23 protein-coding genes are annotated in these 24,666 nt (G+C 74.2%); 6 read left to right on the plus strand and 17 right to left on the minus strand.

What is annotated here, in order from left to right; translation table 11 throughout:
- Positions 1-15: 15 nt before the first annotated feature.
- The 3 genes from ACYVO2_RS20105 to ACYVO2_RS20115 all read right to left on the minus strand — a co-directional run bounded on the left by ACYVO2_RS20105 (position 16) and on the right by ACYVO2_RS20115 (position 3,573).
- On the minus strand, positions 16-711 hold the full coding sequence (locus ACYVO2_RS20105; RefSeq protein WP_461009284.1) for a GntR family transcriptional regulator: 696 nt from the start codon (positions 709-711) through the stop codon (positions 16-18).
- Between the two features lie 636 nt (positions 712-1,347).
- Positions 1,348-2,556, minus strand: coding sequence for a hypothetical protein (locus ACYVO2_RS20110; protein WP_461009285.1), 1,209 nt, complete (start codon positions 2,554-2,556; stop codon positions 1,348-1,350).
- 87 nt (positions 2,557-2,643) lie between these two features.
- Positions 2,644-3,573, minus strand: a complete 930-nt coding sequence (locus ACYVO2_RS20115) for a 5-dehydro-4-deoxyglucarate dehydratase (protein WP_461009286.1) — start codon at positions 3,571-3,573, stop codon at positions 2,644-2,646.
- Between the two features lie 497 nt (positions 3,574-4,070).
- On the opposite strand from ACYVO2_RS20115, the gene ACYVO2_RS20120 reads away from it, so the two are divergent.
- The 3 genes from ACYVO2_RS20120 (at position 4,071) to ACYVO2_RS20130 (ending at position 7,344) form a co-directional block, all read left to right on the plus strand.
- Positions 4,071-4,868: an NAD-dependent epimerase/dehydratase family protein gene (locus ACYVO2_RS20120; protein ID WP_461009287.1), complete on the plus strand. Its 798-nt coding sequence runs from the start codon at positions 4,071-4,073 to the stop codon at positions 4,866-4,868.
- A 127-nt stretch (positions 4,869-4,995) separates the two neighbouring features.
- Positions 4,996-5,460 (plus strand): excalibur calcium-binding domain-containing protein, encoded by a 465-nt coding sequence (locus ACYVO2_RS20125; RefSeq protein ID WP_461009288.1) that lies wholly within the window; start codon positions 4,996-4,998, stop codon positions 5,458-5,460.
- Positions 5,461-6,018: 558 nt separating this feature from the next.
- Complete coding sequence (locus tag ACYVO2_RS20130; RefSeq protein ID WP_461009349.1) at positions 6,019-7,344, plus strand: TerD family protein; 1,326 nt, start codon at positions 6,019-6,021, stop codon at positions 7,342-7,344.
- Positions 7,345-7,557: 213 nt separating this feature from the next.
- Here ACYVO2_RS20130 and ACYVO2_RS20135 read toward each other — a convergent pair whose 3' ends face one another.
- The 4 genes from ACYVO2_RS20135 to ACYVO2_RS20150 all read right to left on the minus strand — a co-directional run bounded on the left by ACYVO2_RS20135 (position 7,558) and on the right by ACYVO2_RS20150 (position 11,991).
- Positions 7,558-8,352, minus strand: a complete 795-nt coding sequence (locus ACYVO2_RS20135) for a pectate lyase (RefSeq protein WP_461009289.1) — start codon at positions 8,350-8,352, stop codon at positions 7,558-7,560.
- A 298-nt stretch (positions 8,353-8,650) separates the two neighbouring features.
- The gene (locus ACYVO2_RS20140) at positions 8,651-10,057 is read right to left on the minus strand and encodes an alkaline phosphatase PhoX (protein ID WP_461009290.1); all 1,407 of its coding nucleotides are present in this window, start codon (positions 10,055-10,057) and stop codon (positions 8,651-8,653) included.
- A gap of 183 nt (positions 10,058-10,240) precedes the next feature.
- Positions 10,241-11,107 (minus strand): ATP-grasp domain-containing protein, encoded by an 867-nt coding sequence (locus ACYVO2_RS20145; RefSeq protein ID WP_461009291.1) that lies wholly within the window; start codon positions 11,105-11,107, stop codon positions 10,241-10,243.
- Between the two features lie 50 nt (positions 11,108-11,157).
- A complete protein-coding gene (locus tag ACYVO2_RS20150; protein ID WP_461009292.1) occupies positions 11,158-11,991 on the minus strand; it encodes an SDR family NAD(P)-dependent oxidoreductase in 834 nt (277 codons plus the stop codon).
- Positions 11,992-12,119: 128 nt separating this feature from the next.
- Between ACYVO2_RS20150 and ACYVO2_RS20155 the strand changes: the two genes are divergently transcribed.
- Positions 12,120-12,722, plus strand: coding sequence for a TetR/AcrR family transcriptional regulator (locus ACYVO2_RS20155; RefSeq protein WP_461009293.1), 603 nt, complete (start codon positions 12,120-12,122; stop codon positions 12,720-12,722).
- Between the two features lie 81 nt (positions 12,723-12,803).
- Here the strand turns inward: ACYVO2_RS20155 and ACYVO2_RS20160 are convergent, their stop codons facing one another.
- Positions 12,804-14,675 carry an endonuclease/exonuclease/phosphatase family protein gene (locus ACYVO2_RS20160; protein ID WP_461009294.1) on the minus strand — a complete coding sequence of 624 codons (1,872 nt, stop codon included), beginning with the start codon at positions 14,673-14,675 and terminating at the stop codon, positions 12,804-12,806.
- Positions 14,676-15,025: 350 nt separating this feature from the next.
- Here ACYVO2_RS20160 and ACYVO2_RS20165 point away from each other — a divergent pair, with 350 nt between their 5' ends.
- Positions 15,026-16,552 (plus strand): hypothetical protein, encoded by a 1,527-nt coding sequence (locus tag ACYVO2_RS20165; RefSeq protein ID WP_461009295.1) that lies wholly within the window; start codon positions 15,026-15,028, stop codon positions 16,550-16,552.
- Between the two features lie 103 nt (positions 16,553-16,655).
- Positions 16,656-17,345 (plus strand): SDR family NAD(P)-dependent oxidoreductase, encoded by a 690-nt coding sequence (locus ACYVO2_RS20170; protein WP_461009296.1) that lies wholly within the window; start codon positions 16,656-16,658, stop codon positions 17,343-17,345.
- On the opposite strand, the gene ACYVO2_RS20175 is transcribed toward ACYVO2_RS20170, so the two are convergent.
- The 9 genes from ACYVO2_RS20175 to ACYVO2_RS20215 form a co-directional block, all read right to left on the minus strand.
- Positions 17,317-17,682, minus strand: a complete 366-nt coding sequence (locus tag ACYVO2_RS20175) for a VOC family protein (protein WP_461009297.1) — start codon at positions 17,680-17,682, stop codon at positions 17,317-17,319. The genes ACYVO2_RS20170 and ACYVO2_RS20175 overlap by 29 nt on opposite strands.
- A gap of 54 nt (positions 17,683-17,736) precedes the next feature.
- On the minus strand, positions 17,737-18,084 hold the full coding sequence (locus tag ACYVO2_RS20180) for a metal-sulfur cluster assembly factor (protein WP_461009298.1): 348 nt from the start codon (positions 18,082-18,084) through the stop codon (positions 17,737-17,739).
- A complete protein-coding gene (gene sufU / locus ACYVO2_RS20185) occupies positions 18,081-18,545 on the minus strand; it encodes a Fe-S cluster assembly sulfur transfer protein SufU (protein WP_461009350.1) in 465 nt (154 codons plus the stop codon). The genes ACYVO2_RS20180 and sufU overlap by 4 nt, the downstream gene beginning before the upstream one ends.
- A 29-nt stretch (positions 18,546-18,574) precedes the next feature.
- Complete coding sequence (locus tag ACYVO2_RS20190) at positions 18,575-19,831, minus strand: cysteine desulfurase (protein WP_461009299.1); 1,257 nt, start codon at positions 19,829-19,831, stop codon at positions 18,575-18,577.
- Positions 19,828-20,592 (minus strand): Fe-S cluster assembly ATPase SufC, encoded by a 765-nt coding sequence (sufC, locus tag ACYVO2_RS20195; protein WP_461009300.1) that lies wholly within the window; start codon positions 20,590-20,592, stop codon positions 19,828-19,830. The genes ACYVO2_RS20190 and sufC overlap by 4 nt, the downstream gene beginning before the upstream one ends.
- Before the next feature lie 7 nt (positions 20,593-20,599).
- Positions 20,600-20,929: a non-heme iron oxygenase ferredoxin subunit gene (locus ACYVO2_RS20200; RefSeq protein WP_461009301.1), complete on the minus strand. Its 330-nt coding sequence runs from the start codon at positions 20,927-20,929 to the stop codon at positions 20,600-20,602.
- Positions 20,926-22,155, minus strand: coding sequence for a Fe-S cluster assembly protein SufD (gene sufD, locus ACYVO2_RS20205; RefSeq protein ID WP_461009302.1), 1,230 nt, complete (start codon positions 22,153-22,155; stop codon positions 20,926-20,928). Before sufD ends, ACYVO2_RS20200 begins: the two co-directional genes overlap by 4 nt.
- A gap of 149 nt (positions 22,156-22,304) precedes the next feature.
- Positions 22,305-23,717, minus strand: coding sequence for a Fe-S cluster assembly protein SufB (gene sufB / locus ACYVO2_RS20210; protein ID WP_461009303.1), 1,413 nt, complete (start codon positions 23,715-23,717; stop codon positions 22,305-22,307).
- A complete protein-coding gene (locus ACYVO2_RS20215; RefSeq protein WP_461009304.1) occupies positions 23,714-24,643 on the minus strand; it encodes a helix-turn-helix transcriptional regulator in 930 nt (309 codons plus the stop codon). The genes sufB and ACYVO2_RS20215 overlap by 4 nt, the downstream gene beginning before the upstream one ends.
- Between the last annotated feature and the right edge of the window lie 23 nt (positions 24,644-24,666).

Consider the following 24,666-nt stretch of genomic DNA (forward strand, 5'->3'; position numbering starts at 1 on the left):
CGCGCGCCCGCCGGTCTACGGGACCGGGTCGGCCGGGGAGTCCGCTTCGTCGCCCGGGAAGGCCCGGGTGACGAAGCCCCGGATGTGCTCGCGCAGCAGCCGGGCCGCCTCCTCGGCGTCGCCGGCCAGCGCGAACCGCAGGATCTCGCGGTGCTCGCGCGCCTCCTGCTCCCAGGACGGCACCGCCTCCCACACCACGGCCGACACCAGCGCCGCCTGGTCGCGCAGGTCGTCCAGCATGCGCGCGAGCAGCGGGTTGCCGCAGCCGGTGTACAGGGCGCGGTGGAAGTCCCGGTTGGCGAGCGAGCGGTCGGCCCGGTCGGCGGCGGAGTCCGCGCGCTCCAGGGCCTCCCGCGCCGCCTGGAGCGGCGCGCCCTGGGTGACGGCGCGGCGCAGCGCCTCCGGCTCCAGCAGCTCCCGCACGTCGTACACCGAGCGCGCCATCGCGGCGTCCACGGTGCGGACGGTGGCGCCCTTGTACTGGCTCATCACGACGAGCCCGGCACCGGCGAGGGTCTTCAGCGCCTCCCGGACGGGGGTCTTGGACACCCCCAGCGCCTGGGCGAGCTCCGTCTCCACAAGCTGCTGGCCAGGGCGGAGCCGGCCGGTGAGGATGGCGTGCTTGATGGACTGGAGCACCACGACCGTGCGCGAGGGAATCGGCGCGGGCTCCCCGCCGAGCACCAGCGGAGCGGGCGCGGCAGCGTCCATGGGAACTCCTCATCACGGGCGGAACCGGGGCGTGCAGGCACCCGGTGGAGGCGTCAGGTGTATGACGCATCTCGTATATGACGTATGACGCGACGAAAGTAGGAGCGGCCCGGGGCCGCGTCAATGCTCCGGACAGAAATCGCTTACATTGCGGTTTGGTCACGGGGGGTGGGCGCGCGGGCGGCGGGGGTGACGGGGCAGGTCACGTCGGGTGAACCGGGGGTGGCCGCGGGGCGGGTGGGGCGCGGCGCGACGGCGGGGAGGGGTGGGGCGGTGGGGCGCGGCGGCGGGTCGGCGGGGAGGGGTGGGGGTGCCGTTCGGGCCGCGGTTGGGGAAGGGGGGTGGTCCTACCACGGAGGGCAGGGACCTGACGGTGGGTCGGGGAGTCCGCGTGCGCCCGAAGGGGGTGCGGCGCGGTGTCACCTCAGGGCATGGGTCGTCAGCCGGCCCCCTGTGGGGACGGCTGACGGTGGAACGTGTCCTCGTCGGCGGGGGACTTGGCGGGCCGGTCGCGGACCGGTGGCCCGCCACGAGGAGGAGAGGTCGGATGACCGGCGCCCGCCCGGACCCGCCGCCCTCCGGCCCGCCGCGCGCCGGTCGGCCGCGTCGTCGCGCGTCCGACCCCCGGCCGGGCGGCTACCCCTTCAGTTCGGCCAGGGTCCGCCTGGTGCGCTCCAGGTCCGCGTCGGAGGCCAGGCCCGCGTGGTACAGGCGCAGTTCGCCGGCGCCGTGGGAGGCGGCTTCGCGGGCGGCGGCGGTCAGGTCGCCGGTGACCCCGCCCATGCCGGAGACGATGGTGAGGTTGGCGGCGAGCACGGTGCCGGGGCGGCGGCCGGGCACGTCCGCGGCCTTCAGGATCGCGGCGCGGTCGGCCGCGTCGGTGCAGGGCAGGACCAGGCCGTCGGCCACCTCGAGCAGGTCCCGGGCGTCCACGCCCACGTTGGCGCCGTAGCGGTGCGGGGCGGGGTCGGCGTGCAGCAGCACGCGGAAGCCCGGGTCGGCCGCCGCCTCGCGGACCGCCGCCACGGCCGCGCGTTGCAGGGAGCGCGCGACCGCGCTCCGGTGCGCGAGGGTCGCCGCCGCCGGCTCCTCGCCGAGGAGGGAGACCACCGCGGCCCACTCCCCCGCGCGCCCCTGCCCCGCGGGCAACTGCGGCGCCCCCGCCCACAGCGGGCCGAGCGCCCCGGTGACGGCCCGCCGCAGCTCCTGCGGGTCGGCGCCCGCCGCGGCGTAGCCGTCGCGGCAGGCGCGGCAGAAGCACAGCGACATCAGGTACTGCGCGGCGGCGCCGAGCGGCACCCCGCCGATCTTGTCGTGGGCGTGCAGGTGCGCCAGCCCGTACCAGCCGCAGGACTCCAGTTCGACGCCGGTGGCGCCGGGCCGGACCGCGGCCTCCGCGGCGAGGTCCAGCAGGTACTCGCGCACCTCGGGCCGGGCGATGCACGGCGCCCACGGGTACCGGTCGCCCCAGGCGTTGCGCACGACGGTGTCCGGGTGCTCCTCGCCGAGGCGGGAGTTGTGGGCGAGCACCACCCAGGAGTGCACGTCAAGACCGGCGGCGGCCAGCGCCCGGGCGGCCTCGTCGAACGGGTCGTCACCGGGCATCCACCGCTGCGGGAGGGGGCGCAGAGCCCGGCCCTTCCACCGGGCCTCGTCGGCCGGGTAGTACACGGCGGAGTGCGGCGCGGTGACGACGCGGTGCCGGGGGTGGCGCGGGGTCAGGGCGCGGGTGCTGTGGTAGGCGGAGGCGAGGGTGACCTGCTCGACGCCGGTCTCGGCGACGCGGCGCGGGGCCGCGGGGTCGGCGACGACGTCCCAGGGGTAGAGGAAGGCGGATGCGCGCAACGTGGGCTCCTGCGAGGTCGGGGCGGCGGCGACGGCCTGCCGCGGACGCCTGGGACCCTAGTACGGGCGCGTCCGCGGCCGGTCCGGTCAGGTCCCTGCGGCCAGGGCCATGCCCCGGTCGATGAGGTCGGACAGCGCCTTGACGTGCTCGGGAGCGGGTTCGGTGAGCGGGGTGCGCACGGGCCCGACGTCCAGGCCGCGCAGCCGCACCCCCGCCTTGACCAGCGAGACCGCGTAGCCGCTGCCCTGGTTGCGCAGCTCCACCAGCGGCCGGTAGAAGCCGTCGACCAGGCGATCGACGGTCGCGTCGTCGCCGGTGGAGAGCGCCCGGTGGAAGGCGGTGGCGACCTCCGGCAGGAAGCAGAACACCGCGGAGGAGTACAGGGTGATGCCGACGCCCCGGTAGGCGGGCATGGTCAGTTCGGCGGTGGGCAGGCCGTTGAAGTAGCGGAACGGGCCGCCGGGCAGCTCCTCGCGGACGGCGGAGACGATGCGCTGCATCAGGTCGAGGTCGCCCACGCCGTCCTTGAGCCCGATGACGTTCTCCTCGCGGGCGAGGCGGACCACGGAGGCGGGGGTGAACACCGCGTTGTCCCGCTGGTAGACGATCACTTCGAGGCCGGTGGCGGCGGCCACCCTCCGGTAGTGCGCCACCAGGCCCTCCTGCCCGGGGACCACCAGGTACGGCGGCAGCACCAGCAGGCCGTCGGCGCCCGCCTCCTCGGCGAGCCGGGCGTACCTGACGGCCAGGGCCGTGCCGTGGCCGACGCCCGCGAGCACCGGGACGGCGCCGCCGGTCTCCGCCACGGCGGCGGCCACGAGCCGCTGGTACTCCTCCAGGTCGAGCGCGTGGTACTCGCCGGTGCCGCAGCAGGCGAACACCGCGCCCGCGCCCGCGTCCACGCTGGCGCGCACATGGGCGCGGAAGACGTCGAGGTCGACGGCTCCGTCGGGGCCGAACGCGGTCACCGGGAAGAACAGCACGCCGTCGAGGCGCTCGGCGAGGGACTCGGTCATCGGGGTGCACTCCCTTGACGTCGGTGGGGCGGCCGGGTGGGCGGGCAGGGCCGGCCGGGGGCGGCCCCCTCGGACGGCCCGCGCGGCCGGGCGGCGGGCGCGGTCCGGGCGGCCGGGGTTCACCGAGCTGCCTGTGCGGGACGGCTGCCCCTGTCCGGACGACTGGCCGCGCGGATAGCTGCTGTTTAGATAGCTGACCTTCATACATACTCGTGAACAATTGCCACGCTAGGGGAGCGGGCGGGGGCGGTCAAGGCGCCGTCCGGCCCCGGCCGGGAAACGACCCCGGCGGGCACCCCCGGAGGAGGGGAGGGATGATGAACCGGCACGGGGGGCGCGGAGCCGCGCGGGGGCAGCGCGCGGTGAGGGTTGACGCGCTGTCGCCCGCTCCCTAGGGTTTCCACGAATGTGAACGCAATCCACAAACGTGCCCCAATCGCCCCTGTGAGCAGTCGCCAGGCGGACCGATCCGTGCCGGCCACCGGAGGAGAACAGCGATGACCGTTCCCAAGACCGTCCTGCTCACCGGCGCCGCCGGCGGCGTGGGCACGCTCATGCGCGCGCGCCTGCCCCGCCACGGCTACGAGCTGCGCCTCTTCGACGTCGCCCCGATCGAGGACGCGCCCGACGCGATCACCGCCGACCTGCTGGACGAGGCCGCGCTGCGCGAGGCCGTGCGCGGCGTGGACGCGGTGGTCCACCTGGCGGGCATCTCCGTCGAGGCACCGTTCGACGACATCGTCGAGGCCAACATCCGGGGCACGCACCGGCTGTACGAGGCCGTGCGCGCGGAGGGCGTGCGCCGGGTGGTGTTCGCCTCCAGCAACCACGTGGTGGGCTTCGTCCCGCGCGACGCCGCCGGCGACGCCCCGCTGCCGGTGGACGTCCGGTCCAGGCCCGACACCTACTACGGCGTGTCCAAGGTGTTCGGCGAGGGCCTGGCCTCCCTGTACGCCGACAAGTACGGGGTGGAGACCGTCTCCATCCGCATCGGGTCCTGCTTCCCCACGCCCGCGAACGTGCGGATGCTCAGCACCTGGCTCAGCCCCGACGACTGCGCCCGCCTGCTGCACGCCGCGATCACCGCGCCGGACGTCGGCCACACCATCGTCTACGGGCTGTCCGCCAACACCCGCGGCTGGTGGGACCTGGGCCCCGCCAGGGCGCTGGGGTACGAGCCGCAGGACGACTCGGAGGTGTACGCGGAGAAGCTCATCGCCGAGCAGGGCGAGCCGGACCCGGACAGCGTGGACATGCGCCTGCTGGGCGGGCGGTTCACGGTGATGGAGCCCTGAACCCCGAACCCTGAGCGCACGGCGGTGCGCCGCCGTGCGCGGGCGGTCACAACACGGTCACGCCGCCGTGGGCGCCCGGGCGGCGCCACTACGGTCGTCCCACCGCACGCACCGACCAGGGGGGACCATGACCGACCCGTACCGCACATCTCCGCCCGCCGGCAGACCCCGGTGGGCGCGCAAGCGCGTCACCGTGCCCGTCGCCGCCCTGCTGCTGTTCATCGGCGTGGGCATCGGCACGGCGGGCGGTGAGGACTCCGGCGCCGAGGCGAAGCCCAAGCCCGGGCCGACCGTGACCACCACCGCCACCGTCACCGCGTCCGCGAGCCCGGCCGCGCGGGCGAAGGCGGAGCCGCGGCCCACCGTCACCGTGACGGCCACCGCCACCGCGACCGCCACGGAGACGGTGACGGCGGAACCCGCCGAGGTCGCGGCGGAACCGGACGACGTCCCGGGCGGCACCGGCGGCGGGTCCGTGTACTACTCGAACTGCACCGAGGCCCGGGCCGCGGGCGACACCCCCCTGTACGTCGGAGACCCCGGCTACGCATCCCACCTGGACCGCGACGGCGACGGCGACGCCTGCGAGTAACGCCGCGACGCCCGGCGCCCACCCGGCGAGAGCTGGGCGGGCACCGGGCCCGCGCGGGGCCCGTCGGCGGGGGCCGGGTCGGCGGAGCGGCTGGGGCGGCCCCGCGGCGCCGCGCCTCCCCGCGCCGCGGGGGGCTCGGGCCGCGTCACGTCCGCCGGGTGCCCCGCCCGGGCCCCGTGCCGCCACGCCTTCTGCCCTCTCGAACCCCGGCGGGCCCCCTCCCGCGCCGCGGCGGACGCAGGCCCTGCCCCGTCCGCCGGGCACCCCAGTCCCGCCAAGTCCTCCGTGTTCTCCAACCCGGGCACGCCGCACACCCGCCCCGCGGCGGACGTGGCACCCCGTCCACCGCCGCCCTCTGATCCGGGCGCGCCGCGCTCCCCGCCCCGTCCGCCGGGCACCCCCTCCGGACCCCTCCCCGCCGCCGGGTGCGGGCCGCTCACCGCCGTCCCGGGCCCGCCGTTCCGGCGGCCGTTCCCCGGCTCGCGGCGCGTAAAGAATTCGTCTTGGGGTGGTCAGGTTTTCCTCTTTGGCCTCACGTACGGTGGGGCCATGACGACGATGACGCCCGGCTCCAACATCCCGCTCTCCGCACCGCGCGTGGTCGTGGAGGTGACCGCGCCCCAGGCGCTGGACGTGTCCGCGCTGCTGGTCACCGCGGTCGGCAAGGTGCGCTCGGACGCCGACTTCGTCTTCTTCAACCAGCCGCACGGGCCCGGCGCCACCCACCGCCCCGCTTCGCCGGGCACCCCGGACGCGATCGTGGTGGACACCCGGGCCGTCCCCGCCGACATCGACAAGGTCGTGGTCACCGCGAGCCCGGACGCCGCGGGCGCGACCTTCGCGGGCACCGAGCCGACGGCCACGGTGCGGGACGCGGACAGCGGCGCCGTCCTCGCCACCTTCACCCCGCCGCGGCTGACCACGGAGACCGCGCTCGTCGTGGTGGAGGTCTACCGCCGCCAGGGCGCCTGGAAGCTGCGCGCGGTCGGGCAGGGGTACGCCAACGGCCTGGCGGGCATCGCCACCGACTTCGGGGTCACCGTGGACGACGCCCCGGCGCGGCCCGCCCCGGCCCCGGCCCAGCCCGCCCCCGCCCCGCCCGCCCCGGCGCAGCCCGCGCCGCCGTCCGCCATGCCGCAGGCGCCCGTGCCCGCTCCCGGCGGCGGGTTCGCCCCGCAGAGCGGCGGCTTCGGCCCGCCCGCCCCGATGCCGCAGGCCCCGACCATGCCCCAGGCGCCCGCGGCGCCGCAGGCCCCGGCGCGGCCCGCCGCGCCGCAGGGCCCGGCCGTCCCCGCCGCCTCGACCGGTGTGGTGAACCTGGACAAGGGCCGGGTGAACCTGCGCAAGAACGAGACGGTCTCCCTGGTCAAGACCGGCCGTCCCATGCTCTCCGTGGTGCGGATGGGCCTGGGCTGGGAGCCCGCGTTCGGCGGCCGGAGCATCGACCTGGACGCCTCGGTGATCGCCTACGACGTCCGCCGCAAGAAGGTGGACAACGCCTGGTTCATGAAGCTGTCCATCCTCGGCGGCGCCGTCCAGCACTCCGGCGACAACCTCACCGGCCAGGGCGCCGGCGACGACGAGGTGATCACCGTGGACCTGAGCCGGGTGCCCGCCGAGGTCTCCGGCCTGGTCTTCGTCGTCAACTCCTTCTCGGGCCAGAAGTTCACCGAGGTGGCCAAGGCGTACTGCCGCCTGCTCGACGGCCACGACAACTCCGAGCTGGTCCGCTTCGACCTGACCAACTCCGAGTCCCGCACCGGGGTGATCATGTGCAAGCTGGTGCGGCAGTTCTCCGGCGAGTGGCACATGACCGCGATCGGCCAGTACGTGGACTCCAAGACCGTGCGCGGCATGGTCAAGCCGGCCGCCGCCATCCTGTGAGGTCCGCCGCCGAGCACGGAGGTCCGCCGCTCCTCCCCGCGCAGGGGGGAGCGGCGGACCTCCGTCGAGCGGCGGCCGGTGGGGGGAGCCGACCGCTGCCCGCCCCGATCGCTCCGGCCCCCAGGGCGGAGCGAAGGGCAACGGTGGCGCTGGTGACCAGCCCGTTCGGCGCTGTGCCGCCGCGTCCTTCCACCGGTCGCCCGGCGGCTCCTCCTACCGGTAGGTGATGTCGGAGGAGGAGTAGATGCAGTGGGTGCCGTCGGCACCGCTGCCGAGCTTCGTGGACGAGCCCTGGCCCTTGATGACGCCCTTCCACCGCTCGCAGATCGGCAGCTTGCGGCTGGGGTCGTTGAGGACGGTGATCCGCGTGAAGCGGGCCGTGTCACCGTAGTTGCTGTTGATGCCGACTACGGCGTCCGCCGGGGCGGTCACGGTGATGTTCTCCAGCCGGACGTGCCGCTGGTACTGCTTGGAGCAGTCGCCGCACGCGCGGTACAGCTTCCCGAAGTCGCTGACCTCGAAGTTCTTGATGACCATCGTGCCCGGGCCGTTGTGCTGGAAGACCTTGTCCGAGGCCTTCTTCGCCCCGCCGCCGTCGATCGTCATGGTCTGCGAGGCGGAGGTGCCCTTGAACGTGGCGGCGTCCTCGCCCACGTCCTCCCACCAGACGTTGCGCAGCGTGCAGGTGCCCAGGCAGTGGATGCCGTCCTGGCCGGGAGCGCCGATGACGACGTTCGACAGCGTCCCGCCGTTGGCGACCTCGAACAACGGCGCCTGACTCTCGCTCTGGTCGCCGCTCTTGCCGTAGAAACGTTTCATCTTGCCGTCGTACGAGCCGCTGACCGGGATCGTCTGGGTGACGGGCACGGACTCGGTGGGCGTGGGCCAGGCGGTCGCGGCGGCGTTCGCCGAGCTGCCGCCGATCGCCTGCGGCACGACGAGGCCGGCCGTGGCCGCGCCGAGCAGCGCCAGCCTGCGCAGCCGGGTGGTCCTGCGGACACGCGTCACGTGTCCACCTCCTTGGTGGGGGGATGAGCGTCGTTCGAGATGATGTCCAGGGTTCGGAGACCTGAACATCACCCCTTGCGAAAACCGACGATAGAAAGCGCTTGCTGATGCGTCAACGCTCTTGCCGCAACAGCCCGTGAGTGGCCGAAAACAATCGCTCGGACGTTCACATACACGGATAACGGCATGTCAGACGGCGGCGCGCCGACCGGGCGGGACCGGGGGCCGTCCGAGAACGAACGAGGGCGGGCCGGACCCCGTCACACAGGGGTCCGGCCCGCCCGGGTGCCGCGTCCGGCTACCGGTGCCGCCGCCAGGGCCCGGTGATCGCATACATGATCCCGGGGTTCTGGACGGAGGCGAACAGCGTCTCGCCGTCGGGCGAGAAGGTCACCCCGGCGAACTCGCTGTCGTTCAGCTCGTTGCGCGCCAGCGGGTAGGTGCGCCCGTCGTCGGTCGCCCCGAACAGGTGCTGCACGCCCTCGCCGTCCTCGGCCAGGATCAGCCCGCCGTGCGGGGAGACGGTGATGTTGTCGGGGCCGTCCAGCGCGCCGCCCCGCTCCGGGTCCGGGTTGACGCCGAGCAGCACCTTCAGGGTGAGCGTGCGGCGGCGCGGGTTGTAGAACCACACCTGCCCGTCGTGCGCCGCGCCCGGGCTCTCCGCGCGGGCGTACGACGACACCACGTACACCCCGGCGTCTCCCCACCACATGCCTTCGAGCTTGCGGGCGCGGGTGACCTGCCCCTCGCCGAACTGCTTGCGGACGGGGGTCTCCACCGCGTCCCGGTCGGGCACAGGGACCCAGTCCACGCCGTACACGGTGCCCACCCGCGTCGCCCGGGACAGGTCGTCCACGAAGCGGCCGCCGGAGTCGAAGCAGCGGAACGCCTCCAGGGTGCCCGCGTCGTCGGCGAGGGTGCGCAGGCGGCGCCGGCCGTGCTCGAAGCCCCGCGGCGGGGTCCAGCGGTAGAGCAGCCCGTTGGGGCCCGAGGCGTCCTCGGTCAGGTACAGGTGGCCGCGCCTGCCGTCCACCACCACGGCCTCGTGCGCGAACCGGCCGAGCGCCTTGACCGGCTTCGGCGAGCGGTTGGCGCGGCGGTCGGCGGGGTCCACCTCGAAGACGTACCCGTGGTCCTTGGTGTAGCCGCCCGTGCCCGCCTTGGCCTCGGTCTCCTCGCAGGTCAGCCAGGTTCCCCAGGGCGTCGCGCCGCCCGCGCAGTTGACGGCGGTGCCGGCGACGCCCACCCACTCGGTGACGTGGCGCCCGTCCCGGGAGACCTCCACCACGGTGCAGCCGCCGGCCGCCGCCGGGTCGTAGACCAGCCCCTCCACATGCGGCACCGGGTCGGCGGCGGTGCCCGGCTGCCCGCCGATCTCGTGGTTGTTCACCAGCAGCACGGATCCGCGCGGCCCGGCGAAGGCGGCGGTGCCGTCGTGCTTGCCCGGCGTGGTGCCGCCCCCTTCGAGCGGGGTGACCCCGGCTCTGGTGACCACCCGGTAGGCGAAGCCCGCGGGCAGCGCCAGCAGGCCCTCGGGGTCGGGCACCAGCGGCCCGTACCCGAGCGGGCGCCCGCCGTGCCGCTCCCCCGGCTCCTCGGCGAGCGCCCCGGGGGCCGTGGCGAGCACCTCCACGCTTCCCGCCAGCGCGATCCCCGCGCCGGTGACCGCCGAACGCTGCACAAAGTCCCTACGAGTGAGCGGCATGGCTTCTCCCCTGCCCCAGAGCCGACCCGTCGCGTCCGCCGTCCGACGGCGCGGCCATACCATCGCGGGCGCGGGCGAACTCCGGGTGAACGGCGGGCGGCGGACAGGACGCGCTCCCCCGGGCAGCGCGTGCGCCCCGGCCGCGTGCCCCTTCCGCAGCGCGCCTCCCCCGCCCGCGCGCCGTCAGCCGGCCGCCGCGAGCAGCCCCGCCGCCAGCGGCCGCGGGTCCTGCCCCTCCGGCAGCCCGCTCACCTGGCCGTCGCCCACCTCCACCACCCGCCACACCCCGTCCGAGCGCAGCGCCACATCGGTGGTGACGAAGCGGCAGCCGAGCGCCCGCACCAGCGGCGCGACGTGCGCCAACTCCGGTTCGGGGCAGGCCCCCGGGGTGTCGGGGTGCGCGGTGACCAGCAGCGGCGCGCCGTCCAGCCACCACACCCTGGCCTCCTCGCCGGTGAAGTACTCGAACGCCCGCAGCACCACGCCGCCCGTCAGGAACTCGCCCTGGAGCTCCACGAACCGCCGCACCACGGCGGCCAGTCGTGCCGCGTCCGCGGTGTCCGGGACGTGGCACGCCTCGGCCCACTCGTGCTTGCGCGACTTGACCCAGTCCTTGACGACGGCGGCCCCGGGGCCGACCGCGGCGGCGAGCCGGGCCAGCTCGGCGGCGCCGGGTACCGCGCCGGGCGCCGCGGTCAGCCAGGCGCTGCGCGGCGTGGCCTCCTCGAACACGTCGTACCAGCCCGGCAGCTCGTGGGCGGCCCGGTACCGCTCGGCGGAGGTGGCCGGGGGGCTGCCGCGCCCGGCCAGCGCCCCGGCGAGCGCGGCGTACCGGTCCGCCGGGATCATCCACCCCCGGTACCACAGCGGCCCGCTCCCGCGCGGCACCCGCGCCACGGCGCCGTCCGCGTCCCCGGCGAGCAGCGCTTCGTGGTCCAGCAGCACGACGCGCCCGCCGAGCTCCCGGACGGCGGCGGCCTCCGCGGCGAACGCCGGGTCGGGGCGGCGCGGCGCGAGCGGGTCGGCGCACATCAGGACGGTCTCCCCCATGGGGCGCAGCCTAGCGCCGCGCCGTCCGGGGCCGTCCGGGCGTTCCCCCGTCACCCGGCGCGGCGGCTGAGGTGCTCCCACTTCTCCAGCTCCGCCAGGTGCCGCCGGTGCATGTCGAGCACCATGTCGTACGAGGCGCCGCCGAGCACCACCCGCCGGGGCGGTTCGGCCATGCCGGCGATCTCCAGCACCACGGGCGCGGCCGCCTCGGGGCCGGGCCCGGCGTCGTCGCCCCAGATCTCGGCGAGCTTGGCGCGCAGCGGCGCGTAGGCCTCGTTCTCGGCGGTGAACGTGGTGCCCAGGGTGAACAGGCCGGTGTCGTAGCCGCCCATCTGGAGGATGGTCACCTTCACCCCGAAGGGCTCGACCTCCATCGCGAGCGCCTCGCTCATGGAGTCCAGCGCCGCCTTGCCCGCGCCGTACAGGCCGACGGAGGCGAAGCCGCCGCTCGACCCCATCGACGACACCTGGAGCAGGTGCCCGGAGCCCTGCTCGCGCAGTTTCGGGACGACGGCCTGGGCGACCCACAGCGCCCCGAAGAAGTTGGTGTCCAGGTGAGCGCGGGCCTGCTCCTCGGTGGTCTCCTCCAGCATGCCGAGGAGCAGCCCGCCGGCGTTGTTGACGACCACGTCCAGCCTGCCGAACGCGGCCTGGGCGCGGTCCACCGCGGCGAACACCGCGGCCCGGTCGGAGACGTCGAGGGACAGGGCGAGCAGCCGTCCCCCCGAGGCGGCCACCAGGGCGTCGAGCGGGCCGACGTCGCGGGCGGCGGCGACGACGCGGTCGCCCGCCGCGAGCGCGGCCTCGGTGAAGGCGCGGCCCAGGCCGCGGGAGGCGCCGGTGACGAACCAGACGCGGGCGTCGGGGCGGGGGTCGTGGACCATGCGTCGCTCCAGCTTCGCTTCGATGAGGCGAGACGGATCGTTCCGTCTCGTTGCAACGGAACGCTAGACGGACGACGCCGCCCTGTCAAGACGGAACGTCTCGTCTCGTTTCTGTGGTAGGGTGAGGCATGCCGGACAGCACCCGCACCCCCGACCCGGCGCGCCGCAGCGAGCGGTCGCGCCGCGCGATCCTCGCCGCCACCCGCGACCTGCTGGCCGAGGCCGGCTACCGGAGGCTGACCATCGAGTCCATCGCCGCCCGCGCGGGCGTCGGCAAGCAGACCATCTACCGCTGGTGGCCCTCCAAGGGCGCGGTGGTCTTCGACGCCCTCCTCGCGCTGAGCAGCCCCGAGGACACCGGGGAGATCACCCTCCCCGACACCGGCGACATCGAGGCCGACCTGAGAACCGTGTTGCGGGCGACGGTCGCGGAGTTCGCCGACCCGGCGTTCGACGCCCCCGTCCGCGCGCTCAACACCGAGATCATCCACGACCCGGAGCTCGCCGCCGCCTACCGCGAGCGGCTCGCCGCGCCGCTGGAGGAGGCGAAGAAGGCCCGGCTGCGCTCGGCCCAGCACGCCGGCCAGTTGGCCGCCGACGCCGACCTCGACCTGTTCCTGGAGGTGCTGTACGCCCCGCTGTACCAGCGGTGGCTGCTGCGCACCGGGCCGCTGACCCCCGAGTACGCCGACAGCCTGGTGGCCGCGGCGCTGCGGGCGTTCCGCCCGTAGGGGCGCGTCCCTGGGGCCCGCCCGGGGCGGTGCCGTCACCGGCGGCGCCGCCGCCCCGGGAGGGGCGGCGGCGCGATGGGGTCAGCCCCGGGGCCGGATCCGGACGACCTGCGGGTCGTGGTCGCTCGCCTGGTCGGCGAACTCGGCGTTGATGTGGACGATGTCGTAGTCGTGGTCCTTGATGCCGCGGCTGGTGAGGATGTGGTCCAGCGTCTGCGAGTTGCCGTTGAAGACGTAGGAGTACCGCTCGCCGCGCGGCAGCTTCTCCACCAGGTCCTTCAGCGCGCCGTCCGCGGTGAGGGTCCGCATCGCCGGGGAGAACGGGAAGTCGTTGAAGTCGCCCGCGGCCACCACGTTCGCCCTCGGGTCGATGGCCAGCAGGTCCTTGACGAACGCGTTCACCAGCGCGGCCTGCTGGATCCGCTGGGTCTCCGTGGAGCGGGTCGGCGGCTGGAAGCGGCTGTCCAGGCCCTGGTCGCCGCCCTTGGAGTTGAAGTGGTTGGCGATCACGAACACCGTGCGGCCCTGGAAGACGAACTCGCCGACCAGCGGCTTGCGGCTGGCCTGCCACGCCGGGTCGGCGGGCGCGATGCGGCCCGGGGAGGCCGACAGCGCGGCCTCGCCGTCCCGCTCCACCGCGGCGACCGGGGTGGTCGCGTCGCCACCGGGCCGGTCGGTGAAGGAGACCCGCTCGGGGTTGTAGAGGAACGCCACGCGGATGTTGCCGCCGGGCTGCCCGCCGTCCCGGTCGTCCACCGGGTCGATCTGCCGCCACTGGTAGTCGGGGCCGCCCGCCGCGCGGACCGCGTCGGCGAACCGCCGCAGGGTGGCCTCGGCGGAGACCACCGCGTCGTTGGTGGGGCCGTTGTCGTCCTGGATCTCCTCCAGGGTGAGGATGTCGGGCGAGGCCAGGTTCTCCACCACGGCCCCGGCCAGGCGGTCGAACTTGGCCTGGGGGTCGCGCGGGGAGAGGTTCTCCACGTTGTAGGTGGCGATCGCCAGCTCGGAGCGCTTCTGCGGGCGGGTGCGCTCCGGGGCCAGGCCGCCGGAGGACAGCTCGCCGAGCGCGGTCGCCTGGGGCTCGTAGCCGCCGAACTGGTCGTAGTCCAGCGGGCCCTCGGTGGTGCCGGTCAGCTCGTCGCCCACGTTCGCCTGCGGGAAGGGGCGCTGCGCGAACGGGATCAGGGAGGTGACCTTGATCCGGCCGGGGTTCTGCGCGGTGTAGGAGTCGTACAGGGCGCCGCCGTGCGCGGTGCGGACCTCGCGCGGCTCCACGGTCACCCACAGCTCGCCGAACTCGGTGGACGGGCCGATGACGGGGCTGTCGCCGACGCGCACCCGCATGCCCTCCAGCGACTCGTACCGGTCCAGCGCGAAGGTGCCGGGGCGCAGCGTCAGCGGCTCGACGGTGCCGCCGCCCGCCTCGGGGGCGTAGCGGTCCGGCACGGTGCGCCGGTCCAGGGCGAACGCGGCGGGCAGGGGGTTGCCGGTGGAGCGGACGGTCCAGGTGGCGCCGGTCAGCTCGGTGAGGGACTGCACGCCGGAGGAGGCGCCGCCCGGGTAGTACTCGGTGACGGTGCCGGAGACCAGCACCTCGTCGCCGACGGCCACCGCCGGGGTGGTGGAGCCGGTGAAGACGAACACGCCCTCGCTGGTGGCCGGGTCGGCGTCCGGGGCGGTGTCCTGGATCCAGAAGCCGCGCGCCGAGCCGAAGGCCCGCACCGCGGTGACCGTGCCGGGCACGTCCGCCACCCGCTTGCCGGCCAGCGGGGACACGCGGGTGTCGCCCTGGATGTCGTGGACGCGCACCCCGTCGGCGGCGGCGGTGTGCGGCGCGGCCAGCAGGCCCGCGGCGAGCGCCGCGGCGGACAGGGCGGCGACGGACAGGGTTCTGCGCGGCGGCGCGGAGCGGCGCGCGGTACGGGGCGGGACGGGTATCGGGTCGTGCGGCATGTCGGTTCCCCCCAGGAGGCGGTGTGCGGGCACGGTGGACGGATTTCGGACGGGCGGCGGCGCCGGCGGGCGGTCCCACCCGCCGGCGGCGCGCCCCCGCCGCCGCGCGGGCACCCGCCACGGCGGGCCGGGACACCGTCGATGGAGGGGAGTTGTAGCGCACGGAGGTGACCGGCGGGTGGCCACCGGGTTTCTACGCGCGTCAATCTCCTGCCGTGGCGGTGTTCCTGTCAAGGGCCGCCCGCGGGCCGGCCTCACAGGACGGCGCGATGCGTACGGTTCCCGGCAGGGGCGCGCACCGGCGCACTAGGGTGGACCGCGGTCACCCACCCATCGAGGAGAACCCCCGCATGGCCGGACGCAGCCCCGCCGACAGTGACGTCCACGGGCCCGAGACGGACGCCTTCACCGACCCCGAGACGGCGATGCCGCCCGTCGCCCTGCCGCCCCCGCCGCAACTGGCGCACCTCGCCCTCCGGACACCCACCTTCGACGCCGCCGTTCGCCTGGCGCGCTGGACCGCCCCCCGCCTGCCCGTCACCCGGGACGGCCTGCCGCACCTGGGCGACGCCCGCCGCGCGGCCCGCGAGCTCGACCTGCTCCCCGAGGCGGGCCGCGAGCAGGTGCTGGGCGCGCTCAGCGACGCCGAGGAGCTGGACGAGCTGTACCTGCCCTGGTCGGTCGCCGAGGAACTGGGCCTGATCGACGTGGACGAGGACGTGGCGACCCCGGGCGCGCAGTTGTCCGTGGTCGACTCGGGCGAGCCCGAGGAACTGCTCGACCTGTGGTGGGAGGCGGCCGAGACGGTGGTCGCCGAGGCGAGCCTGCCGGACGTGGACGTGATGCTGGCGGCGGCGGAGGACGGCGAGGAGGACTTCGACCTCGAGGCCGACGCCGAGCTGTGCTACGCCGCGCTGGAGAACCTGTACCTGATCTCCGCGCTGGAGGCCGACCCCGCCGCGGCGCCCGGAGCCGGGGGCCACGACGTGCCGCTGCCGGTGCTGGCCGCGTCCATGGTGGTGCCCGACGACATGGACTCCCCCACCGACGAGGCGCTGGAGGAGGTCTCGTCGGTGATGATGCGGCTGGACACGGTGCTGCGCCGGATCACCGGGATCGGGATCGTGGACTACCTGCCGGTGGACCCCGCGCTGGTCGAGGAGGACGACGAGGCGGACGACGCCGGGCGGTTCGGCCCCGAGGGGGACGACGACGTGGACCGCTACGGCGTGGTGCGGCTCACCCCGCTGGGCGTGTACGGGGTGCGCCGCCGCCTGCTGGAGACCGGGGTGGCGGCACCCGCCGTCGGCGACCTGGCCGGCGCCGGGGCGGACCGGCTGCTCGACGCCATGGCGGCCTACCCGGACGGCGCCGCCCGCCTGGAGGCGCAGGAGTGGATCAGCCGCCGCCGGCCGGTGGACGCCGCCCGGGAGCTGCTGGACGCGGCCCGCGGCGACGACCCGTGGGCGCCGCGCCGCCGTCTGTACTGCCAGCAGGCGCTGGCCCTGGTGGGCCCGGAGGGCGACCCCGCGCTGCGCGAGGTGCTCGACGACCGCCACCTCGGCGGCCTGGCCCGGGTCCGCCTCACCGAGCACCGCGCGCCGGACGTGCCCCCGCCGCCGGAGGACATGGTGTTCTGGCTGACCGTGGACACCCTGGCGGCGCAGCTCGCCGAGGACGACGAGGAGCTGCTGGCCGAGCTGGTGCGGGGCATCCCCGTCCGGGAGGAGCCGGAGTCCTTCTTCTCCGCAGCCTGGAAGGTGGACCACCCGGCGACGGCCGAGGTCCTGGACGCGCTGGGCCGCCTGCACCCGGACGGCGCGGTGGCGAAGGAAGCCCGCAAGGCGGCCCTGAGGGCCCGGACGCGGCAGGGGTAGCGGGCGCGGGGCGGCGGGCCCCGGCGCGGCCGATCTTGACTCCGACACCGGTGTCGGGCCTTACCCTCCTCCTGCCAGTGGCGCACGAGGTGAGGAGCGGGGCATGCCGGGAGTCGTCGTGGTCGGAGCCGGGCCGGGGATCGGCCGCTCGGTCGCGCTGAGGTTCGCGCGGGAGGGCCTGCCGGTGGCGCTGGTGGCCCGCACCCCGGGGACGGTGCGGGCCGTGGCCGAGGCGGTGGAGCCCTCCGGGGTGCCGGTGCTCGCGCTCACCGCCGACTGCACCGACGAGGCGGGCCTGCGGGCCGCCCTGGACGCGGCGGGCGCCGAGCTGGGCCCGCCCGACGCCGTGGTCTACAACGCGGCGCTGATCCGCCCCGACTCCCCCGGCGAGCTGTCGCTGCGCGAGCACTTCGACGCCTGGGCGGTGAACGTCGGCGGCGCGCTGACCTGCGCCGCCCACCTCCTGCCCGCGATGGCGCGGGCGGGCGGCGGCACGTTCGTCGTCACCGGCGGCATGCCCGAGGCGAAACCGGCGTACACGAGCCTGTCACTGGGCAAGGCCGGGGTGCGGGCGCTGGTGGAGCTGCTCGACGCGGAGTACGGCCCGGCGGGCGTCCACGTCGCCACCGTCACCGTGGACGGCCCCGTCGCGCCCGGCACCCCGTTCGACCCGGACGACATCGCCGAGCACTACTGGACCCTGCACACCCAGCCCCGCGGCCGGTGGCTGCGCGAGATCCTGCACGACGGGACGGCGCCGGGCGTCACCCCGACAGGGACCGCTTCGGGCTGAGCACGCAGAACTCGTTGCCCTCGGGGTCGGCCAGCACCGTCCAGGTCACGTCCGGCCCCTGCCCGACGTCCACCCGGCGCGCCCCGAGCCCCTCCAGCCTGGCCACCTCGGCGGCCTGGTCGTCGGGCGAGAGGTCGAGGTGCAGGCGGTTCTTGACCGTCTTGCGCTCCTCCACCGGCACGAAGCAGATCCCCGGCCAGGAGTTCTCGTCCCGCCCGATGACCACCTCGTCCTCCGCCTCGAACAGGATCCGGTGGTCCAGCACCCTGGCCCACCAGCGGGCCAGGCCCGCGACGTCACGGGCGTCCACGATGATCTGATAGAGCGAAAGAGCCATGGGCACCAGTGTGAACCGTTGCCCATGGCTTTCCCGTGTACGGCGCGGCGTGTCTCAGACGTTGAAGCCCAGCGCCCGAAGCTGCTCGCGGCCCTCGTCGGTGATCTTGTCGGGGCCCCACGGCGGCATCCAGACCCAGTTGATGCGCAGGTCGGAGACCAGGCCCTCGGTGGCGGACTTGGCCTGGTCCTCGATGACGTCCGTCAGCGGGCACGCCGCCGACGTCAGCGTCATGTCGACCGTGGCCACATTGGCCTCGTCCACGTGCAGGCCGTACACCAGGCCGAGGTTGACCACGTCGATGCCCAGCTCCGGGTCCACGACGTCCATCAGGGCCTCGGTGAGGTCCTCGATCGAGGCGGTGCCCGCCGAGGTGCCCTCGATCACGGGGTTGTCGCTCATGCGGTTTCCTCCCGGCCCCCGGCGGACAGCGCCTGGGCCGTCGCGTCCTTCCAGGCCATCCAGCTCAGCAGAGCGCATTTCACTCGTGCCGGGTACTTCGACACCCCGGCGAACGCGACCGCGTCCTCCAGGACGTCCTCCATGGCGTCGTCGGGCTCGACTCCGCCCTTGGACTGCATCAGTTCCAGGAAGGTCTCCTGGATCCTGCGCGCCTCGTCGAGCTGCTTGCCCACCAGCAGCTCGTTCAGCACCGAGGCGCTCGCCTGGCTGATCGAACAGCCCTGGCTCTCGTAGGAGACGTCGGCGATCACCGGGCCGTCGAGGCGCACCCGCAGGGTGATCTCGTCGCCGCAGGTCGGATTGGTGTGGTGCACCTCCGCGTCGCCGTCCCTGAGCCCCTTGCCGTGCGGGTGCTTGTAGTGGTCCAGGATCACGTCCTGGTACATGGAATCCAGCTTCACCATCAGCCTCGTCGCCCTCGTCGCCCTCGTCAGCCGAAGAAGTTCCGTACCTGCTCCAGGCCCTCGACCAAGGCGTCGACCTCGGCCGGGGTGGAGTACAGATAGAACGACGCCCGCGTGGTCGCCGGAATTCCGTAGCGCAGGCAGACGGGCCGGGCGCAGTGGTGGCCGACGCGGACGGCGATGCCCTGCTCGTCCAGCACCTGGCCCACGTCGTGCGGGTGGATGTCACCGAGCGTGAAGGAGATCGCGGCGCCGCGGTCCTCGCCGGTGACCGGGCCGATGATCCGCAGATCCGGCACCTCGAGCAGCCGCTCCACCGCGTACGCGACGATGGCGTGCTCGTGGGCCTCGATCTTGTCCATCCCGATCGCGTTGAGGTAGTCCACGGCCGCGCCGAGGCCCACGGCCTGGGCGATCGGCGGGGTGCCCGCCTCGAACTTGTGCGGGGCCGGGGCGTAGGTGGACGAGCTCATCGAGACCGTCTCGATCATCTCGCCGCCGCCGAGGAACGGCGGCAGGTCCTCCAGCAGCTCCTGGCGCCCCCACAGCACGCCGATGCCGGTGGGGCCGCACATCTTGTGCCCGGTGAACGCCACGAAGTCCGCGCCCAGCGCCTGCACGTCCAGCGGCATGTGCGGGGCGGCCTGCGAGGCGTCCACCACGACCAGGGCGCCGACCTCCTGGGCGCGGCGGACGATGGCGTCCACCGGGTTGACCGTGCCCAGGATGTTGGAGACCAGGACGAAGGAGACGACCTTGGTCCGCTCGGTGATGACCCGGTCGATGTCCGAGATGTCCAGACGGCCGTCGTCGGTGAGCCCGAACCACTTCAGCTTCGCGCCGGTGCGCTGCGCCAGCAACTGCCACGGCACGATGTTGGAGTGGTGCTCCATCTCGGTGATGACGATCTCGGTGTCCCGGTCCACCCGGTACGGCTCGTCGGCCCAGCCGAGCATGTTCGCCACCAGGTTCAGCGACTCGGAGGCGTTCTTGGTGAAGACCACCTCGTCCCGGCTGGGGGCGTTGACGAACGCGGCGACCTTGTCGCGGGCGCCCTCGTACAGCGCCGTGGCCTCCTCGGCCAGGGTGTGCACGCCGCGGTGGACGTTGGCGTTGTGCCGCTCGTAGTAGTCGGTGATCGCGTCGAGCACCTGGCGGGGCTTCTGCGACGTCGCCGCGCTGTCGAGGTACACGATCTTCTTCCCGTCGTGCACCGTGCGGTCCAGCAGCGGGAAGTCCTTGCGGATCGCCTCGGCGTCGAGCAGGCCCGGCAGTTCCCTCACGCTGACGCGCCACCCTTCGCGTAGGCCTCGTAACCCTCGTTCTCCAGCTTGTCGGCGAGCTCGGGACCGCCGGACTCGGCGATGCGGCCGGCCGCGAACACATGCACGTGGTCGGGCTTGATGTAGCGCAGGATCCGCGTGTAGTGCGTGATCAGCAGCGTGCCCACCTCGCCGGTCTCGCGCACCCGGTTCACGCCCTCGGACACCACGCGCAGCGCGTCCACGTCGAGGCCGGAGTCGGTCTCGTCCAGGATCGCGATCCGCGGCCTGAGCAGCTCGAGCTGGAGGATCTCGTGCCGCTTCTTCTCACCGCCGGAGAAGCCCTCGTTGACGTTGCGCTCGGCGAAGGAGGGGTCGATGTTCAGCCGCTCCATGGCGGCCCTGACCTCCTTGACCCAGGTGCGCAGCTTGGGGGCCTCGCCGCGCACGGCCGTGGCGGAGGTGCGCAGGAAGTTGGACACCGACACGCCCGGGACCTCGACCGGGTACTGCATGGCGAGGAAGACGCCGGCCCTGGCCCGCTCGTCCACGCTCATCGCCAGGACGTCCTCGCCGTCGAGGGTGATGGTGCCGCCGGTGACCGTGTACTTGGGGTGCCCGGCCAGCGAGTAGGCGAGGGTGGACTTGCCGGAGCCGTTGGGGCCCATGATGGCGTGGGTCTCGCCCTGCTTCACGGTCAGGTCGACGCCGCGCAGGATCTCCCGGGGGCCGTTCTCGGCCTCGACGGAGACGTGCAGGTCGTGGATCTCAAGGGTTGCCATGGGGAACTCAGGACTCCTGGGTGACGGAGACGAGCACGTCGTCCCCTTCGATCTTTACGGGGTACACGGGGACGGGGCGCGTCGCGGGCAGGCCGGACGGCTTGCCGGTGCGCAGGTCGAAGGTGGAGCCGTGCAGCCAGCACTCGATGGCGCAGTCCTCCACCTCGCCCTCGGAGAGGGAGACGTTCGCGTGCGAGCAGATGTCGTTGATCGCGAACACCTCGCCCTCGGTGCGGACCACGGCAATGGGCGTGCCGCCCAGCGCGACCCGCTTGGGGGTGTCGTCCTCCAGCTCGCTGAGGGCGCAGACACGCTCGAAGCCTTCGGCTGCGGTCATGCTACGGACGCCTCCAGTTCCGCGTCGATCTTGGCGAGCAGGCGCTCCTCGACGTCCTCGACGCCGATGTGCTGCACCAGCTCGGCGAAGAAGCCGCGCACCACCAGGCGGCGGGCCTCGGGCTCCGGGATGCCGCGGGCCATCAGGTAGAAGAGCTGCTCGTCGTCGAAGCGGCCGGTCGCCGAGGCGTGCCCCGCGCCGACGATCTCGCCGGTCTCGATCTCCAGGTTGGGCACGGAGTCGACCCGGGCGCCGTCGGTGAGGACCAGGTTCCGGTTCAGCTCGTAGGTGTCGGTGCCCTCGGCCTCGGCGCGGATGAGCACGTCGCCGATCCACACCGCGTGCGCGCCCTCGCCCTGGAGGGCGCCCTTGTAGGCCACGTTGGACCGGCAGTGCGGCACGTCGTGGTCCACGAACAGGCGGTGCTCCTGGTGCTGCCCGGCGTCGGTGAAGAACAGGCCGTACAGCTCGGCCTCGCCGCCGGGGGCGCCGTAGACGACCCGGGGGTGCAGCCGCACCAGGTCGCCGCCGAAGGTGATGATCACGGACTTGAACGAGGCGTCGCGGCCCACCAGCGCGGTGTGCTGCCCGGCGTGCACGGCGCTGTCCGCCCAGTCCTGCACGGAGACGACGGTGAGCTTGGCGCCGTCGCCCAGCAGGTACTCGACGTTGCCCGCGAACGTGCCGTCGCCGGTGTGGTCGATCACCACGACCGCCTCGGCGAACGCGCCGACCTCGACCACCAGGTGCCCGAAGGAGGTGCCGCCCTCGCCGTGCGCGGCCACCCGCACCGGCCGGTCCAGCACCCGCTCCTTGGGGACGGAGACGACGGTGGCCTTCTCGAACGAGGAGTACGCCTGCGCGGCGACCCGGTCCACGGGCTTGCCGGCCCGGCCGAGCCGCGCGTCGTCCCGGCCCACGGTCTCCACGGCGACGCCCTCGGGGGCCTCGACGCTGAAGGACACGCCGCCGCCGTCGGCGGTGGCGGTGCCGTCGTGCAGGCCGCGCAGCCGCTCCAGCGGGGTGAACCGCCACTCCTCCTCGCGTCCGCTGGGCACCGCGAAGTCCGCGACGTCGAAGGACGCGGTGGCGCTCACCCGGGCGTCGACGGGATGCGCCGCGGTGGCCCGGCCGGTGCCGGGGCCGGCCAGCGGGGCACCGGCGCCGGCGGTGCCGACCTCGATCGACCCGGCTGTGGTGCTGCCGGCGGGGGTGTTGTCAGCCATGGCTGTGTGAACTGCTCGCTTTCTGTAGCTGCCCGGCCGGAGCCGGGGTGCGGCGACTTGCGGGGAGGGCCCGCCGGGTCCGGGATCCGCCGGCCCGTGCGGGCCGGCGGATCGGCCGTCGGCCGGGCGGGCCGCGGCGTGACGGCCGGTCAGCCGACCGCGCCCTCCATCTGGAGCTCGATCAGGCGGTTCAGCTCCAGCGCGTACTCCATGGGCAGCTCCCGCGCGATCGGCTCGACGAAGCCGCGCACGATCATCGCCATCGCCTCGTCCTCGGACAGGCCGCGGCTCATCAGGTAGAACAACTGGTCGTCGCTGACCTTGGAGACGGTGGCCTCGTGGCCCATGGACACGTCGTCCTCGCGCACGTCCACGTAGGGGTAGGTGTCCGAGCGGGAGATCGTGTCGACCAGCAGCGCGTCGCACAGCACGTTGGACTTCGAGCCCGCGGCGCCCTCGCCGATCTCGATCAGGCCCCGGTAGGAGGTGCGGCCACCGCCGCGCGCCACCGACTTCGACACGATGTTCGAAGAGGTGTTGGGGGCCATGTGGACCATCTTGGCGCCGGCGTCCTGGTGCTGGCCCTCGCCCGCGAAGGCGATGGACAGCGTCTCGCCCTTGGCGTGCTCGCCCATCAGGTAGACGGCCGGGTACTTCATCGTCACCTTGGAGCCGATGTTGCCATCGATCCACTCCATGGTCGCGCCCTCGTAGGCCACGGCGCGCTTGGTGACCAGGTTGTAGACGTTGTTCGACCAGTTCTGGATGGTCGTGTACCGGCAGCGGGCGCCCTTCTTGACGATGATCTCCACCACCGCGGAGTGCAGCGAGTCCGACTTGTAGATCGGCGCGGTGCAGCCCTCGACGTAGTGGACGTAGGCGTCCTCGTCCACGATGATCAGCGTCCGCTCGAACTGGCCCATGTTCTCGGTGTTGATCCGGAAGTAGGCCTGGAGCGGGATCTCCACGTGCACGCCCTTCGGCACGTAGATGAACGAGCCGCCGGACCACACGGCCGTGTTCAGCGCGGCGAACTTGTTGTCGCCGGCCGGGATCACGCTGCCGAAGTACTCCTGGAACAGCTCCGGGTGCTCCTTCAGGCCCGTGTCGGTGTCGAGGAAGATGACGCCCTGCTCCTCGAGGTCCTCACGGATCTTGTGGTAGACGACCTCGGACTCGTACTGGGCCGCGACACCGGCGATCAGGCGCTGCTTCTCCGCCTCCGGGATGCCGAGCCGGTCGTAGGTGTTCTTGATGTCCTCGGGCAGGTCCTCCCAGGAGGCGGCCTGCTTCTCCGTGGAGCGCACGAAGTACTTGATGTTGTCGAAGTCGATGCCGGACAGGTCCGAGCCCCAGGTCGGCATGGGCTTCTTCGCGAACAGCCCCAGGCCCTTCAGCCGCCGCTTGAGCATCCACTCCGGCTCGTTCTTCTTCGCCGAGATGTCCCGGACGACGTCCTCGGACAGGCCGCGCTTGGCGGAGGCGCCCGCCGCGTCGGAGTCGGCCCAGCCGTACTCGTACTTGCCCAGACCCTCGAGCTCCGGGTGAGCGGTCGTGGTCATGCGGGGTTCCTCCCGGCCGTGCTGGCAGATGCGGTCTTGCTTGCTGGTGGCTGTGGTGCGGTCGTGGTGCTCGCGGACGCGGGGTCCGCGGGCGGTCCGGTGGACGGCTGGGCCGCCCGCGCCGCCGGGCGGGGGACGCCGGTGACGGGGGGCGGCACGAACGTCGTGCACACCCCGTCGCCGTGGGCGATGGTCGCCAGGCGCTGCACATGGGTGCCGAGCAGGCGGGAGAACACCTCGGTCTCCGCCTCGCAGAGCTGCGGGAACTGCTCGGCGATGTGCGCCACCGGGCAGTGGTGCTGACAGAGCTGCTCGCCCGCGGGGCGCGGCCCGCGGCCGGGGACCGGCGGCGCGGGAGCGCTGCGCGCCGTGGCAGCGTACCCGTCCGCGGTCAGCGCCTCGGCGAGGGCCTTGGCCCGCTCGTGCGGCGCCGCGGCCTCCACGGCGGACCGGTACCGCTCCGCCTGCGCGGCGAACCGCGCCCTGGCGAAAGCCGCCACGGCCGCCTCGCCGGCCTCGCCGCCGCCCGCGGTGCGGGCGATCCAGCGGATGGCGTCGGCGGCGAGCTGGTCGTACGCCTGGTGGAACGCGTCGCGCCCGGCGTCGGTGAGCGCGAACACCCGGGCCGGCCTGCCCCGGCCGCGCCCGCCGTGGACGCGCTGCTCGCGGGCCTCGACCAGGCCCTCGGCCACCAGCGCGTCCAGGTGGCGGCGCACGGCGGCCGGGGTGAGCGCGAGGCGCCCGGCGAGGTCGGCGGCGGTGGACGGGCCGTGGTCCAGGATGGAGCGCACCACCCGGTCGCGGGTGCCGTGCGCCTCGTGGCCGTCCGGCGCGGACGCCTGGGGCCTGGCGGCCGCGTCCAGGGCCGGCCGGGCGGCCGTGGTGGCCGCCTGCCTGTCCCTGGTCGTCTCGCGCACGTATTTCACAACGCCATTGTTGCTTAATTCTC

Source organism: Streptomyces capparidis (assembly GCF_054782095.1).

What these genes read in the sequence shown, in the direction of transcription:
- ACYVO2_RS20105 (WP_461009284.1), bottom strand. Translation starts at nt 711, where the DNA reads ATGGACGCTGCCGCGCCCGCTCCGCTGGTGCTCGGCGGGGAGCCCGCG.
- ACYVO2_RS20115 (WP_461009286.1), bottom strand. Translation starts at nt 3,573, where the DNA reads ATGACCGAGTCCCTCGCCGAGCGCCTCGACGGCGTGCTGTTCTTCCCG.
- ACYVO2_RS20120 (WP_461009287.1), top strand. Translation starts at nt 4,071, where the DNA reads ATGACCGTTCCCAAGACCGTCCTGCTCACCGGCGCCGCCGGCGGCGTG.
- ACYVO2_RS20125 (WP_461009288.1), top strand. Translation starts at nt 4,996, where the DNA reads ATGACCGACCCGTACCGCACATCTCCGCCCGCCGGCAGACCCCGGTGG.
- ACYVO2_RS20130 (WP_461009349.1), top strand. Translation starts at nt 6,019, where the DNA reads ATGACGCCCGGCTCCAACATCCCGCTCTCCGCACCGCGCGTGGTCGTG.
- ACYVO2_RS20140 (WP_461009290.1), bottom strand. Translation starts at nt 10,057, where the DNA reads ATGCCGCTCACTCGTAGGGACTTTGTGCAGCGTTCGGCGGTCACCGGC.
- ACYVO2_RS20145 (WP_461009291.1), bottom strand. Translation starts at nt 11,107, where the DNA reads ATGGGGGAGACCGTCCTGATGTGCGCCGACCCGCTCGCGCCGCGCCGC.
- ACYVO2_RS20150 (WP_461009292.1), bottom strand. Translation starts at nt 11,991, where the DNA reads ATGGTCCACGACCCCCGCCCCGACGCCCGCGTCTGGTTCGTCACCGGC.
- ACYVO2_RS20155 (WP_461009293.1), top strand. Translation starts at nt 12,120, where the DNA reads ATGCCGGACAGCACCCGCACCCCCGACCCGGCGCGCCGCAGCGAGCGG.
- ACYVO2_RS20160 (WP_461009294.1), bottom strand. Translation starts at nt 14,675, where the DNA reads ATGCCGCACGACCCGATACCCGTCCCGCCCCGTACCGCGCGCCGCTCC.
- ACYVO2_RS20165 (WP_461009295.1), top strand. Translation starts at nt 15,026, where the DNA reads ATGGCCGGACGCAGCCCCGCCGACAGTGACGTCCACGGGCCCGAGACG.
- ACYVO2_RS20170 (WP_461009296.1), top strand. Translation starts at nt 16,656, where the DNA reads ATGCCGGGAGTCGTCGTGGTCGGAGCCGGGCCGGGGATCGGCCGCTCG.
- ACYVO2_RS20175 (WP_461009297.1), bottom strand. Translation starts at nt 17,682, where the DNA reads ATGGCTCTTTCGCTCTATCAGATCATCGTGGACGCCCGTGACGTCGCG.
- ACYVO2_RS20180 (WP_461009298.1), bottom strand. Translation starts at nt 18,084, where the DNA reads ATGAGCGACAACCCCGTGATCGAGGGCACCTCGGCGGGCACCGCCTCG.
- sufC (WP_461009300.1), bottom strand. Translation starts at nt 20,592, where the DNA reads ATGGCAACCCTTGAGATCCACGACCTGCACGTCTCCGTCGAGGCCGAG.
- ACYVO2_RS20200 (WP_461009301.1), bottom strand. Translation starts at nt 20,929, where the DNA reads ATGACCGCAGCCGAAGGCTTCGAGCGTGTCTGCGCCCTCAGCGAGCTG.
- sufD (WP_461009302.1), bottom strand. Translation starts at nt 22,155, where the DNA reads ATGGCTGACAACACCCCCGCCGGCAGCACCACAGCCGGGTCGATCGAG.
- sufB (WP_461009303.1), bottom strand. Translation starts at nt 23,717, where the DNA reads ATGACCACGACCGCTCACCCGGAGCTCGAGGGTCTGGGCAAGTACGAG.